This window comes from Brucella sp. NBRC 12950, assembly GCF_030268145.1.
GTDB lineage: Bacteria > Pseudomonadota > Alphaproteobacteria > Rhizobiales > Rhizobiaceae > Brucella.
On sequence record NZ_BSQC01000007.1, the window covers coordinates 64,506 to 77,375 of the forward strand.

Sequence of the window (12,870 nt, forward strand, 5' to 3'; positions counted from 1 at the left end):
ATATGACGGATTGGCGGTTGGGAATTGACCTTGGCACTTCTGCCGTCAAGCTTGTCGTACTGGACAGTTCTGGGGAAGTCCGGGCCGAAAGCGGAGCCTCTCATCCCACATTTTCAACGCGTCCCGGTCAGGCTGAACAGAATCCGTCTGACTGGGTCGCAGCTCTGATAAAAGCGTTGGGCGATCTGCCTGACGGAACAATTGATAAAATTGGCGCAATCTCTGTCGCGGGACAAATGCCAACACTTGTCTGTATTGGCAAAGGCGGCGAATGTGTTGGCCCCTCGATTACCTGGCAGGATAGCCGTGCCGACAATATGGCGCGGGAAAAGCTGCATGGTGAAGCCCATTCCCGTGTTTATGCTCAGACTGGCATGCCCGTGGATGGTCGGTATCTTGCTCCGCAATTTCTTCAACATTTTCGCCAGCGTGGGGATGAGGTTTGCCGCATCCTTTCGGCAAAAGATTACATCGTTTATGTCCTCACAGGTCGCATGGTAACCGACCCATCGACAGCCGCAGGATATGGGGTCTACGCCCTCGAAACTGAAAGCTGGGACTCGGAGCTTTGTCAAATCTGGAACTTGCCGATGTCCTTATTACCTGAACTGGCATCAACATCTGTGGTTGTTGGTACGGTGAACGCTGCGGCAGCAATTCTACTGGGCCTGTCGGAAGGTATTGCCGTATATAACGGCGCGGCGGATTCCGCTGCTGGTGCCTTCGCGATGACAGGTCTCAACGCCAATAGCGCCAGCGTCGCCATGGGGTCCAGTGCGATTATTTTTGGTGCAACACCCGCCCGACACCTTGATCCCCAAGCGCGCTATCTGCTGACACCACATGTTGCGTCTGGCTGGTACGGGCGGGAAATGGATTTGCTTTCAACAGGCATTGGCTTTGCGTGGCTCGGTCGAATTCTGGGCTTGTCACCGGAGGAGCTTGAGGCGGAGGCGCTCGCCAGTGTTCCGGGAGCAAACGGCACCACATGCGCGCCTTATATGACAGGCGGCGGCGAGCAGGGGGCTCTCTGGGATACGTCTTTAACGGGTGTTTTTCACGGGTTGAATGTCGCGACAACCCGTGCCGATCTGGCGCGTGCCTATCTCGAAGGTGTCATCCTCGAAATACGCCGCTGCATTGATGTGCTTTCGGAAACTTGGCCAGTCCGACATCTTGTATTGTCTGGTCGTCTGGCACGTAATGCTGCATTGGTGCAGATGTTTGCCGACATGACTGGTCGGTCTATTCAGGTCTTTGACTTTGGTTCTTCCGCTGCAATTGGCGCTGCCGCCCTTGCCGGTGAGTCTCTGACAATCCAACTCATCAACACCCCGGTAATCGTTCCCACCGACACTGCGCGCGATTATGAGCCCGTCCATGCGCGCTTCATGGCGCTTTATCCACATATCGCACGCAGCGGCGATCGCAAGTAATAGAAGAGATTGCAATGAAAATCCTGGATTTCTCTACACGCGCCGAGATGGATGACGCTGCAGCCAGTTATATTAGCACATTGGTAAAAAATAAGCCGGATGCGGTGATCGCTTTGCCCACAGGCGAAACGCCGCTTGGTCTTTACCGTAATCTGGCTGCGCGTCAGCGTGAAGGCGCAATCAATTGCCAATCAGCCCGCTTTTTCAATCTCGATGAATTTGAGGGCAAAGGACTGGCCGACGAAGGCAGTTATGCCGGCTTCCTCATGCGCCATGCTTTCGAGCCGCTGCATATTGCGCCAGACCATTTGCGCTTGTTGCAGGGCGATGCCTTGGATGTGGAGGCTGAATGTCGTGCCTATGATGCTGCGATTGATATTGCCGGCGGCCTAGATTTGGCAGTGCTTGGGTTGGGGCGCAACGGTCACGTGGCATTCAACGAGCCCGGGGATGACTGGAGGCTTGGGACACATCGCGTTGCCCTCACTCAGACGACCCGCGAAGCGCAGAGTGGAATATACCAAGCCTCAGCCGATGTGCCGAATTATGGTTTGACGATGGGTGTGGCGACGGTTCTAGCGGCGCGTAAATTGCTGTTGCTGGTCACCGGGCAGGGGAAGGAAGATGCATTGAATGCACTTATCTCCGGTCGTCCCGACCCTGATCGTTCTGTTACTGCGCTGGTCGACCACCCAGATTTGACCGTCTTGCGCGACTTATCTTCGTTTGGAAGCTGATTTAACGGCGGATAGAGTGTTGTGATAAGGTTGTTTATACGTGCAGACTTGTGATTCAGTATGATAAAGAGACTAAGACCCCGAAAGGGATGACTGATACCAACGAGAGGCTGGCATAGCTTTGACTGAGAAGAATGCTGAAACAGCACGATTGGACACGGCCGAACCCGGAAAGTTGCGCTATCAGGTCGCTTACGACACAATTGTCGCGTTGATACGGGATAATGGTCTTGAGCCCGGCGATAAGCTGCCCAGCATTTCAGAGTTGGGCGACCTCTCAGGAGTTAGCACGATCTCGATCCGGCATGCACTCGAAAAGCTGGAACGGGAGGGCCGCATCACACGTCATCAGGGTCTTGGCACCTTTGTAGCCGAGCGCCGCATCGTTATGGAGCCGAGCCGGTCCGGCGAGTTGCTGCAAACCCTTGCCGCCGCACAGCCGACAGAAATGGCAACGCGGCTTATTCAGCTTGCAGTCGGCCTGCCAAGCCCGGGTGCAGCAGATGCGCTTTCCATCCCTCAAGGACAGCCGGTTTGGGAAATTGTCAGACTGCGAAGCCTGCGCGATAAGCCGGCTATTTTAGAGCGTGCCATTCTGCCGCTCAATCTCGTCCCGAGCCTTCAGCAGGATGAACTTGCGGGCGGCGGCTCGCTCTATCGTTTTTTGGCAGAACACCACGGGCTGAACGACGCTCATATCGAACAGTTCTTCGAAGTTGTTCAGCCAAACAAAGTTGAACAAACGAACTTGCAAATCGGAAGTGACGAGCTGGTGGTACGCATTCGCGGTGTAAGCTTCACCGCTGACGATATTGCATTCGACTGTTGGCAGCAGACCTACCGCGCGTCCGATTTCATTTTCAGTATATCGGGTGTAGCTGAAAGAAAGATCCTAAATTCGTCTAAAATAGCGCCTTGGGGCATTAATTCCTTCCCCCAAGTTTCTAATGATTCTTAGTTCTGTTCTCAACTGAGTACTTCATTATCGCAATAATTATATTCTGTTTGGGATCAAACTTCTGCTAAATGAATAAACATCGTTAAAGGCATTAAATGCCAACTCCATTCCATTCCGGTCGGTGTCGCCATGTCCAGCGTTGCACTATACGTAATGGAGATCAGTGTCAGACCCGACGTTAATACAGTTGGCAAAGCAACGCATCAACCGGTGCTGTCACAGTGATCTCTCGTCAACCAAGAGCGGTGGTTTGTTCTGGATGCCCCAGACATCCCGGACATAAAATCGGTCTCTTCGCGCGGCCAGTAAACTAGTTGCTGCGTTCCGTAAGCTTGTTAGTTGAGCGCATCATACGGACCTGAAAACAGCTATTCCTTGCTGATCGCACGTCTACAAAATCTATATCACCGCGTTCAAGTAGCTCGTTTGCGTAGCTGGCAATATCCTTTGTCGCCACAATTTTTCCAGTGCCATAGCAAATACGCTGATCCGTCGTGTAGCCCCTCAATAGATATTCGACGCTGGCCAATATCGGGGGCACTCCACTCCCTGACCAAGCGGTGCAATCGTCCGCACATAGGAAGATGGGACCAGTCTCCGCGTATGGCTGAAGACGATCAAATGGACGGTAAGCGAGAATTAGCATGCCTGCATTTTTTGGAATGAAGTTAAGGCAGTGCCGGCATGGATTTCCAAGGCCGTCAGAAACCGCGCGCTCTGCTACGCAACCATACGCATCGCGCCCGCCGCGACGCAAAAATGCTATTTTATCGCTTGGAAGCGGGAGAAATTTAATATTTGGCATTAGGCCTCCTGAAATCAGGCCAAATGTCCCAAAAACCCAAGCTATTTCTATCCGTTTCTTGCTTTTAAATGAAACCAGTGTGGCGCTTCGGATCAGGATTGGGTGCCAAACTGTCATTATTCATTTGAAATTGAATGATCGCTACTAAAGTCGGAAGCTGCCGGACGTCATTGCGCGTAGGTTCGACATTCACATTACTATCGGCCACACCCAAGAGCAAACAGTCTGCCTGCGTCTCCGTAAATGTTTGAAATGAAATGTGGAGCGCTCAGTCGAATTGCGGATAACACGTCGGTACGTAAGACTGAGAACGTCCGAGCAGTTCGCTATATATCGAACGAATTTGACGATCATGACAGGGAGAAAAAACCCATCAATGTTAGGGTCAAACACCTAATCTTGCGGAGAACGGAGTAGGCAGAACGCTTCGCCCCTGAAGCGAAGTGCAACATAGCTACATTGGTTCATATGATCGATCAAACAGGCTTGCTCAGGAGTTGACATTTCTTGCATTGTGCAGCGCTCTTCAGCGCATATCTGACTATAAATTTGACCGGTGGGAACATGCGCGACGAAAAGCGAGGTCTTCGATCCCTTCGGATTGAGGTCTTCATAGGCGGCTGTCAGCCTCTCGAACGCAGCAGGATCCTGCCCTACAGGGTCAAGGTCGATCCCCATCTCGCCAACCTCGCCAACCATCGTCATATAGCGCAAATGTTCTTCTTCGGAACAAATAAGTCGATCAGCCATCGCGGGGATCGATGACGTCAAGACAATCGCACTGAGGATAACCGCTATTTTCCGCATCATTTCTCTTTCTGTCCGTACCTGAGGACCATGTAACTTTTGGCTTTGCCATCAATTCTCGACTCTCTTGCCGCGTCAATCAACGAAATCTACGGGTACTCAATCCATCGTAGCGTCAGCTTCAAGGAAAACCATTCATAACGACAAACGACTGCCATGACATCGGGAGCCGCCGAACTGCAACGAGCGCAAAGCCGGTTACCGACTGACCAAATCGCTTTTCCGAAAAGTGTCCAAGCCTTTTAGTTCATAACGGATGTCGCGATGCGTGGAAACCCGGTTCACGACTAACGGAGTTGCTTGGCAATAGACAGTTTCTGTGACTGCACCGCTCTAGCTACTTTCCAAGACAAGAAACAAGCTTCCGCTTTGTCGTCTCTTGGATATGCAAATTAGAAAACCTGTTGAGCTTGGGGGCGACATGGTCTAAAGCAGAGTAAATACTCTGGTTTAGAAACTATGCGAAAACCCAATCCAGCAAGTCATGCCATTCAACGAGCTCATCTTATTCAGGCCGCACGGCGCTCCTTTTCCCGCGCCGGCTTTGACGGTGCAAGTACCGAGTCCGTCCGTGTCGAGGCCAACACCAGCACCGGCAAGCTGTTTCATTATTTTCCAAACAAGCAGTCATTGATCCTGGCGGTGGTGGAGGACCACATCCGTAGTAGCCAGTTGTGGTTGAATGAATTGGAAGACCATGATGATGCAGACAAGGCGCTTCGGCTACTGCTGAAAGTGATCATCGAAGCCGCCGCTGATCCGGAAGAAAGGCGTCTTATCCTCGAAATCTCTGCTGCCACTTCGCGTGACAAAGAGATTGCAGGGCTGAGCGCCCAGGCTGACAAAGCCTTAAGCCAGACGATCACGGCGCTCATTGCGGGCAACAAGAGAACTTTTCTCCTACCCAATGATCAGATGACCGTACTCCTGTCTACCTGGATCGACGGCGTGTTTAGTCGTGCGGAGACGGATGCTGCCTTCGACCCGCAGCAGATGCTCGCGACGATGAACAACCTGCTCGAAATTCTCCAGCGTCAACAATAAGGCCGCGAATATGTCTGAACGTATCGAGACCATCGACGCAGTTCGAGGATTTGCTCTTGCAGGCATTCTTGTTGTCAACAGCCTGGTCTTTGCTTCAACCTGGTATGGCACGGGTCTGTCTACACCGGACGCAAGCTGGCTCGATATATTTCTCGAGAGCGTTGTCTCGGCGGTATTTGAGCTAAAGTTTTATCTGTTGTTCTCTTTTCTCTTCGGCTATTCGATCACTTTGCAAATACAGTCAGCCGAGCGCTCCGGAAGCAACTTCATACCCCGTATGCTGCGCCGGCAAGCTGGCCTTTTCGTTATTGGAGCAATACACGCCGTTGTTCTTTTCCACGGTGATATTCTGACCACCTACGCAGTTTTGGGGCTGGTATTGCTGGCCCTGCGCAACCGCACAGACCGGTTTCTCACTGTGCTCGCGGTGATGCTCATCGTTGTGACGGGATTTTTATGGGTTGCAATTGCTGTTTGGCAAGCCGGTCTGCCGACGCATGACGAGACCGATATAGCGCGAACTATCATCCTGGCTGCGGCAGAAAACTGGCAGGGCACGCCAAGGCAGATCATCACCGGGCACCTCACCGCGATAAAGGACTTTCTACCATTGCTGGTGCTGCTGCAAGCACCCACCGCCCTTGCAATGTTTCTCCTGGGGTATGTGGCGGGCCGCCATGAGCTATTTAAGAATATAAAGGCAGTGCGGCAAAACTGGTCCGGCCGCATCTATGTGCTGGGGTTGCTTGTTGGTACGCCTGGTGCTTTAGCATACTCCTTAAGCACGACGTTCGTTCCCGGCACCTACATTGAAACGTTAGGTTTGGCAGTGTCTATCGTGACCGCGCCACTGCTCTCTGCGACCATGGTGCTTGGAATGATCAAACTAATGTCGTCTCCTGCTGCAAAAAATGTGCAAAGTCTCTTGGCTGCGGCAGGACGAGTGGCGCTGACAAATTATCTGTTACAATCGTTGCTGCTTGCCATAGTTTTCCACGGTTATGGCCTTGGTTTGATGAATCGGCTATCGATTGCCCAGGTTTTGTTGATCGATGGAATAATTTTCTTCATTCAATTGCTGATAAGCAGGTTTTGGCTGTCCATCTTTCGTTATGGCCCTTTAGAATGGATGCTCAGAGCATTAACACGGCTTTCTTTCGACTTGCCAAAGCTTAACGGCCAGTGATTACTCTATTGCGAACAAATGTTTGCTTTTACAGGACGGAAATAATCTGCGATTTCAACTCCTCAATGGCGCGCGATACTTCTTTTGGTCGAAGATGAAGATCATCTTTCCGCTCACCGAGGTACGCATCCCGAGCAGTCGAAAGAATACAGGCCGCCTGATCTGACAAATTGGGACCGACCCAGTCCGCAGCTTCATCCTTGGAAACGAACTGGTTGGTCGCGAGAGTTCTCCACATTCGCGCTAATGTCAGGAGAACATTGCGCTCGTCACCCTCGGCAGAGGAAATCAGCTCTGGAAGAAGATCGCCGATTGCGCGGCGTATAGTTTGAAAAGGAATATCTTCAACAAATTTTGTCAGTTCCGGCCCCAATAGTGGCACGGCTTCCCGTCTTGCCTGCGCAAGAACCAGTGTAAACTCTGGGCTGAATTCTGCTTGCGAAACTTCACCATTTGTATAAGCATCGCGTAACCATTCCCCATAGACGAACTCGGTGCGCGCAGGATAAGAAAGCCGCTCAAGATCTACCGCCTGGAAAATCATAATCTCCAGCGGACGTCGCCCCAGATGATCAGACGGGTACAATCCTGACGTTGCCTTCAGATCGGTTAGTAGATGCGACCGAATGGAATCTGGGAGCTCCCCTTCCACCACAGCGAGCAGATCAACATCGCTGTGCTTGCGCAAACCACGTCCAACGGCGGAGCCGTGCAAATAAACTGCCTTTAGAAGCGGCCCAAGCCGATCTGCCAAAATTGATAGTGCATCGGCAGCTTCCGTCGGTTGGATTAATTTGTAGGTCGGTGCTTGCATGCGGTAAGGTTTCTGTGTGAACGTCGGGTGCAGGAAATTTTCTGCAACGGTGCAGTTGCGCTCCAACATCGCTCTTGGGGTAGTCAACGGTCAACGATGTCAGTCCGAGTTCCATAGTGGCAGATTTCATCTTCTACCACCACAATCGGAACGAAAGCTATCGCCTGATTGTTGCCGTTTACGCGCAACCCATGTTGTCAGGTCATACACTAAATCAGAAATCCACCAAATAATTTGTGCCGATGGCGGCTCTAACAGAAGGTTTGCTAAACGGTTCTTGTTGAGTGGATGATCCCTTCCCAGGACATTAGAGATGCTAAGGAAAGAGATCGTCCACTGAATCACAATCTTTAGGCTGGTAAGTATATTTCCCGTACGCGAGTATCACCTGCAAGTTTTTCAGCGGGGCCAGATACGTGAATCTGGCCATGCTCGAAAGCATAAACATAGTCGGCAATTTCAAGCGAAAGATCGACGTTTTGTTCGACAAGAACAATCGATACGCCCGCCTCAGCCAGCTTGATGATGATCTCAAAAATCTGATGAATGATGATGGGTGCCAAGCCCAGTGAAGGTTCGTCCAAAAGCAATAGTTCTGGGTTCCCCATCAATGATCTTGCAATAGCTACCATCTGCTGTTGCCCACCTGACAAGCGCCCTGCCTGACTTTTTCTACGCTCGGCAAGCACAGGAAACAGCGTGTAGACATGGTCGAACAATTCGGCTTCTGTCTTTCCGCGTCCTTCCAGATAGCCGGCTATCAGGTTTTCCTCAATAGTAAGGTGTTGGAAAACTGCGCGCCCTTCGGGACAATGGCCAAGTCCGCGTTTAGCGATCTGATAAGGTTTCAGACGGTCGATACGTTCGCCTTTGAAGCTGATTTGCCCAGAGGAGATAGGGCAAACTCCGCTTATCGAACGCAGAAGCGTGCTCTTTCCCGCTCCATTCGGGCCGATCAGCGATACGATTTCGCCAGCATGCAGCTCAAGGCTGATGCCATGCAAGACCTTCACCCGACCGTATCCGGACTCGATTTGCTCGACTGCGAGCAGCGGCTTCGATGTCACTGATTGCACCTGGCTGGCCAAGATAAGCCTCCTGAACTTGCTGATTATTGCGGATGTTGGCAGGTGACCCATGCGCCAGAACACTACCGCGGTTCATTACATAAATTTCGTCCGAGATGGACATGATGAGTTTCATGTCATGCTCGATGAGCACTACGGCGATCTTGCCCGATTTGAGGTCAACAATGTGATGCTTTAGTTCTTCCGTTTCGCCGTGATTGAGACCTGCAGCGGGTTCGTCTAGAAGAATGGCGTGTGGATCATTAACCATTGCACGGGCAAGCTCGACTAGCTTTTGCTGACCATAGGCAAGCGATCCGGCAAGCCTTTGCGCATGATGCGCGATGCCAAGCTTTTGTAGAATAGCGTAGCATTTATCACGTCGATATCTTTCAGCACTTCTGCCTGGGAGAGCGTCTGCAATGAGAGCTGAGATGGTGCGGGGAACAAGCGCAACTTCGAGATTTTGCATAACTGTCATACCGTCGAACAAGCGAATATTCTGGTATGTGCGTCCCAGCCCCGCATGCGCTACGGCGTGTTTTGGAAGCTTTTGCAGTTCAACACCGTCAAGAACGATCCGTCCTGACGTCACCTGATAAGAACCTGCTGCCATATTGACGAGAGTCGATTTACCCGCGCCATTGGGGCCGATGATCGAGGTAATTTTACCCGGCTTCATCATAAGAGAAGCGTCATCAACTGCCTTGTGTGCGCCAAAGGTTTTGGTGACATGTTCAAAAGTTAGCATCAGCGTCTCCCCAGTTTTGCGGCGAGCCATGAAGGACCAAATTGACGGCTGATAATGCCCATTGGCCTTAGCAGGATAACCGAGACGAGTGCGATGCCGAATACGAGCTGACGATAATCAGCATAGTCACGCATCAGCTCCGGAATAAGCACAAGGATGGCTGCACCGAGCATTGCACCGAAGGGGTTTCCGAGACCGCCGACAACCAACACCAGAACAATGGTGAGCGACTCCCAGAAAGTGAAGCTTTCTGGGCTTACGAAGCGTTGCATAGATGCAAAGACAACGCCGCAGATCCCACCTATCACCGCACTGGTAGCAAAGGCTACGAGCTTGACCTTTGTTGTATTGATCCCGCAACCGCGGGCAGCATCCTGATCCTCGCGTACTGCTGACAAAGCAATGCCCAGTGCGCTCTGCTGTAGCTTCCAAACAAAAAGGAACGTGATGATCAGTAAGCCTAAAAGAAGATAGAGGAAATCAAGTGGTGACGAGATTGTCCAGCCAAGAAGCTTCGGTTCGTCGATGCGTGCAATGCCTTGTGGACCATTGGTCAACCAGTTCAGATTGTTCATCAGAACACGGATGATTTCACCAAAACCAAGTGTGACTATCGCCAGATAATCACCGCGCAATCGAAGAACTGGAATACCAAGCAGAATGCCAGCAATGCCTGCCAGAACTGCACCAATGATGAGGATCACTGGAAATGGTAAGTGCAGTCCCAGTTGGTCGGACGCTAAAAGCGCATATGTGTAGGCACCGATTGCGTAAAATGCGACATACCCCAGATCGAGCAATCCTGCATAACCTACGACGATATTCAGGCCCATTGCCAGTACGGCATAAAGCAGGATCGTGTCGAGTACGCGCAACGGATAGGTTGGCAGGAATTGTCCAAGGATGATGAGTGCAAGGGGAAATATTGCAAGCAGCAACATGGTACGCCCCAAGCCGCCACTTGTTGGTGCGGGTGCGCTGTCTGCGCTCGGGAGAGGAGCTTTAGAAATCACTTTTGTACACCATCGTTTCTTCACTGACCTTTGCGCCCAGCAGGCCGGACGGACGGAACAGAAGGATGAGAACAAGAACGGAGAAGGCAAAGATATCGCGATACTCCGTGCCGATGACGCCACCGGTCAGACCCGGCAGAAGCGCTGTTGCGAAGGTTTCAATGAAGCCCAGCAAGATGCCCCCCAGCATCGCACCGGGGATAGAGCCGATGCCGCCGAGAATAGCTGCGGTGAAGGCCTTCATGCCGATCACAAAGCCCATTGTGAAGGTCGCAACGCCATAATAAGAGGCGTAAAGAAGACCAGCGACTGCACCGAGGCCCGGTCCAATAAAGAAGATTACCGAGATCGGAATATTCGGATTGATGCCGATGAGCGAAGAGGTATTAGCATTTTCGGCCACCGCACGAATACGAATTCCCATACGACTTCGATTGACAAACAGTTCGAGCATGACCATCAGAACAAGCGCGATCGCGAGGATCGTAATTTGCTTCCATGTTATGATGATACCGCCAATTTCGATCACACCACTTGGGAGCATTGACGGATAAATAATCGGACGACGTCCTGCGACAAGCATGACGACATTCTGGATGATGATGGCCATACCAAGCGCAGAGAGCATTGGGGCGAGGCGGGATTTATTGCGCAAAGGCCTGTATGCGGCAACTTCAATCGACATACCAAGAACGCCAATAATGACGAAGGAAAGAATACCGACAATGACGGCAGCGCCCGGAAAGCCTGCAATTCCCAGCGAGCCGCTAAGAAAGACGGCGACGAACGCCCCTGACATGAACATTTCGCTATGTGCGAAATTGATCAGCCGCAGAACCCCGTAAACCATTGTATAGCCAAGCGCTATAAGGGCGTAAATTGAGCCGACTGTCAGCGCATTGACAGTTTGCTGAAGGAGGAAGGAAGACATTTGCGAAGCCTCGATTGCCGAGGCGCGCTCAGGAGGAGCAAGGCAAAACCGTGCTCGGAGGGATCCAAGCGCACCATTTTCAAGTTTGGGAAGTGAGCCTCTGGCAATAAGCCAGAGACCCGTCTGAACCCGAACAGAGTTACTTCACGAGGGCGAACTTTCCGCCATCAACCTTGTACAGGAAGATGAAAGGGTTGGTGAGCTCACCATCCGGCTTGAACGATACTGTGCCAACCATGGACTTAAGGTCGGTCTTCGCAATTTCTTCCGCTATAGCCTTGCGTGTGAGCGGAGCTGGCAGTTTTTTCATGGCCTCAAGGATAACCGAAGCTTCAACAAAGCCATAGGCCGAGTAAGGGCCAGCATCTTCTCCGAAAGCATCCTTATAGGATTTGGCGAAAGCTTCTAGTTCCGGCGAGGAGTCGTAAGGAGGAGCCTGGAAAGAGACGATTGCACCTTCAGCATTTTCGGCGCCAGCGCCATTGATGAAGTCGGACGAGAATGCTGAGTCCGCCCCAAAAATCGTGGACTTAATGCCAAACTCGCGTGCTTGTTTCACGAAGAGGCCAACGGCTGGCATAACGCCACCAAAATAGATGACATCTGGATTTTCAGAGCGAATACTGGTGAGCAGAGCCGAGAAATCTACGTCGGTCTGTGTAACACCTGAGAATGAGGTTACGTTGCCGCCGTCTTTTGTGAACGTGTCGCGGAAGACTTCAGCGACGCCCTGGCCAAATGCCTGCTTGTCATGGATGATTGCAGCTGATTTAGCCTTCAGCGTGTTGACTGCGTAGTCGGCCGGAGCTGAGCCTTGTGAAAGGTCGTTGGCAATTGGACGGAAGAGATTCTTATAACCCGACTGAGTGACCTTGGGATTTGATGCATTTGTGACTTGTGGCAGGTCGCAACGATTGTAAATATCGGAAGACGGGATCGTCACGCCACTGTTGAAATTTGCAACTACTCCAAGCATTGCAGCATTATCGCAATGTTTTTGCGCAATCAGCGTACCTTGCTTCGGATCGCCATTATCGTCATCTCGCTGAAGAACGACCTTCTCACCGTTGATGCCGCCCGCCTCGTTAACTTGGCGGACGGCGAGTTCCATGCCGTTCATCCATGTCACACCGAAGATCGACTCTGCATTGGTCAGTGGGCCGGCTGCGCCAATGACGATATCTGCATGGGCAGCACCCGACAGGCCGGCGACTGCGATAGTCGCCGCTAGAAACTTCTTATAAGCTTTCATCGTAACCCTCTTTTGGTTTTTCTGGCCTTCATGGGCCGGTATTATTTTTATTGTTGTGGATTGCTCGCC

Annotated in this window: 13 protein-coding genes; 5 read left to right on the top strand and 8 right to left on the bottom strand. The window is 51.7% G+C overall.

What is annotated here, in order from left to right:
- Nucleotides 1-2: 2 nt before the first annotated feature.
- The 3 genes from QSJ70_RS13160 (at nt 3) to QSJ70_RS13170 (ending at nt 3,131) form a co-directional block, all read left to right on the top strand.
- Nucleotides 3-1,436, top strand: coding sequence for a xylulokinase (locus QSJ70_RS13160; RefSeq protein WP_215780192.1), 1,434 nt, complete (start codon nt 3-5; stop codon nt 1,434-1,436).
- 14 nt (nt 1,437-1,450) lie between these two features.
- Nucleotides 1,451-2,173, top strand: a complete 723-nt coding sequence (locus QSJ70_RS13165; RefSeq protein WP_285536951.1) for a glucosamine-6-phosphate deaminase — start codon at nt 1,451-1,453, stop codon at nt 2,171-2,173.
- A gap of 121 nt (nt 2,174-2,294) precedes the next feature.
- Nucleotides 2,295-3,131, top strand: a complete 837-nt coding sequence (locus QSJ70_RS13170; protein WP_215780195.1) for a GntR family transcriptional regulator — start codon at nt 2,295-2,297, stop codon at nt 3,129-3,131.
- 310 nt (nt 3,132-3,441) lie between these two features.
- On the opposite strand, the gene QSJ70_RS13175 is transcribed toward QSJ70_RS13170, so the two are convergent.
- Nucleotides 3,442-3,936: a DUF1203 domain-containing protein gene (locus QSJ70_RS13175; protein WP_285536953.1), complete on the bottom strand. Its 495-nt coding sequence runs from the start codon at nt 3,934-3,936 to the stop codon at nt 3,442-3,444.
- Between the two features lie 393 nt (nt 3,937-4,329).
- Nucleotides 4,330-4,746 (bottom strand): hypothetical protein, encoded by a 417-nt coding sequence (locus QSJ70_RS13180; protein WP_285536955.1) that lies wholly within the window; start codon nt 4,744-4,746, stop codon nt 4,330-4,332.
- A gap of 456 nt (nt 4,747-5,202) precedes the next feature.
- On the opposite strand from QSJ70_RS13180, the gene QSJ70_RS13185 reads away from it, so the two are divergent.
- Both QSJ70_RS13185 and QSJ70_RS13190 read left to right on the top strand, forming a co-directional pair.
- Nucleotides 5,203-5,787: a TetR/AcrR family transcriptional regulator gene (locus QSJ70_RS13185; protein WP_285536957.1), complete on the top strand. Its 585-nt coding sequence runs from the start codon at nt 5,203-5,205 to the stop codon at nt 5,785-5,787.
- A 10-nt stretch (nt 5,788-5,797) separates the two neighbouring features.
- Complete coding sequence (locus tag QSJ70_RS13190; RefSeq protein WP_285536959.1) at nt 5,798-6,973, top strand: DUF418 domain-containing protein; 1,176 nt, start codon at nt 5,798-5,800, stop codon at nt 6,971-6,973.
- A 28-nt stretch (nt 6,974-7,001) separates the two neighbouring features.
- Here the strand turns inward: QSJ70_RS13190 and QSJ70_RS13195 are convergent, their stop codons facing one another.
- The 6 genes from QSJ70_RS13195 to QSJ70_RS13220 form a co-directional block, all read right to left on the bottom strand.
- Nucleotides 7,002-7,787 carry an aminoglycoside adenylyltransferase domain-containing protein gene (locus tag QSJ70_RS13195; protein WP_285536961.1) on the bottom strand — a complete coding sequence of 262 codons (786 nt, stop codon included), beginning with the start codon at nt 7,785-7,787 and terminating at the stop codon, nt 7,002-7,004.
- Between the two features lie 350 nt (nt 7,788-8,137).
- The gene (locus QSJ70_RS13200; protein WP_215780527.1) at nt 8,138-8,839 is read right to left on the bottom strand and encodes an ABC transporter ATP-binding protein; all 702 of its coding nucleotides are present in this window, start codon (nt 8,837-8,839) and stop codon (nt 8,138-8,140) included.
- Nucleotides 8,772-9,605 (bottom strand): ABC transporter ATP-binding protein, encoded by an 834-nt coding sequence (locus tag QSJ70_RS13205; protein WP_215780206.1) that lies wholly within the window; start codon nt 9,603-9,605, stop codon nt 8,772-8,774. The genes QSJ70_RS13200 and QSJ70_RS13205 overlap by 68 nt, the downstream gene beginning before the upstream one ends.
- Entirely contained in the window at nt 9,605-10,546 is a 942-nt protein-coding gene (locus QSJ70_RS13210) for a branched-chain amino acid ABC transporter permease (RefSeq protein ID WP_285536963.1), read from the bottom strand. The genes QSJ70_RS13205 and QSJ70_RS13210 overlap by 1 nt, the downstream gene beginning before the upstream one ends.
- A gap of 61 nt (nt 10,547-10,607) precedes the next feature.
- Nucleotides 10,608-11,549, bottom strand: coding sequence for a branched-chain amino acid ABC transporter permease (locus QSJ70_RS13215; protein WP_285536965.1), 942 nt, complete (start codon nt 11,547-11,549; stop codon nt 10,608-10,610).
- Nucleotides 11,550-11,688: 139 nt separating this feature from the next.
- The gene (locus QSJ70_RS13220; RefSeq protein ID WP_215780210.1) at nt 11,689-12,801 is read right to left on the bottom strand and encodes a branched-chain amino acid ABC transporter substrate-binding protein; all 1,113 of its coding nucleotides are present in this window, start codon (nt 12,799-12,801) and stop codon (nt 11,689-11,691) included.
- Nucleotides 12,802-12,870 lie beyond the last annotated feature (69 nt).

Coding starts and splice junctions, on each gene's coding strand:
- QSJ70_RS13210 (WP_285536963.1), bottom strand. CDS start 10,546: ATGTTGCTGCTTGCAATATTTCCCCTTGCACTCATCATCCTTGGACAA.
- QSJ70_RS13180 (WP_285536955.1), bottom strand. CDS start 4,746: ATGATGCGGAAAATAGCGGTTATCCTCAGTGCGATTGTCTTGACGTCA.
- QSJ70_RS13220 (WP_215780210.1), bottom strand. CDS start 12,801: ATGAAAGCTTATAAGAAGTTTCTAGCGGCGACTATCGCAGTCGCCGGC.
- QSJ70_RS13215 (WP_285536965.1), bottom strand. CDS start 11,549: ATGTCTTCCTTCCTCCTTCAGCAAACTGTCAATGCGCTGACAGTCGGC.
- QSJ70_RS13160 (WP_215780192.1), top strand. CDS start 3: ATGACGGATTGGCGGTTGGGAATTGACCTTGGCACTTCTGCCGTCAAG.
- QSJ70_RS13185 (WP_285536957.1), top strand. CDS start 5,203: ATGCGAAAACCCAATCCAGCAAGTCATGCCATTCAACGAGCTCATCTT.
- QSJ70_RS13165 (WP_285536951.1), top strand. CDS start 1,451: ATGAAAATCCTGGATTTCTCTACACGCGCCGAGATGGATGACGCTGCA.
- QSJ70_RS13205 (WP_215780206.1), bottom strand. CDS start 9,605: ATGCTAACTTTTGAACATGTCACCAAAACCTTTGGCGCACACAAGGCA.
- QSJ70_RS13195 (WP_285536961.1), bottom strand. CDS start 7,787: ATGCAAGCACCGACCTACAAATTAATCCAACCGACGGAAGCTGCCGAT.
- QSJ70_RS13175 (WP_285536953.1), bottom strand. CDS start 3,936: ATGCCAAATATTAAATTTCTCCCGCTTCCAAGCGATAAAATAGCATTT.
- QSJ70_RS13190 (WP_285536959.1), top strand. CDS start 5,798: ATGTCTGAACGTATCGAGACCATCGACGCAGTTCGAGGATTTGCTCTT.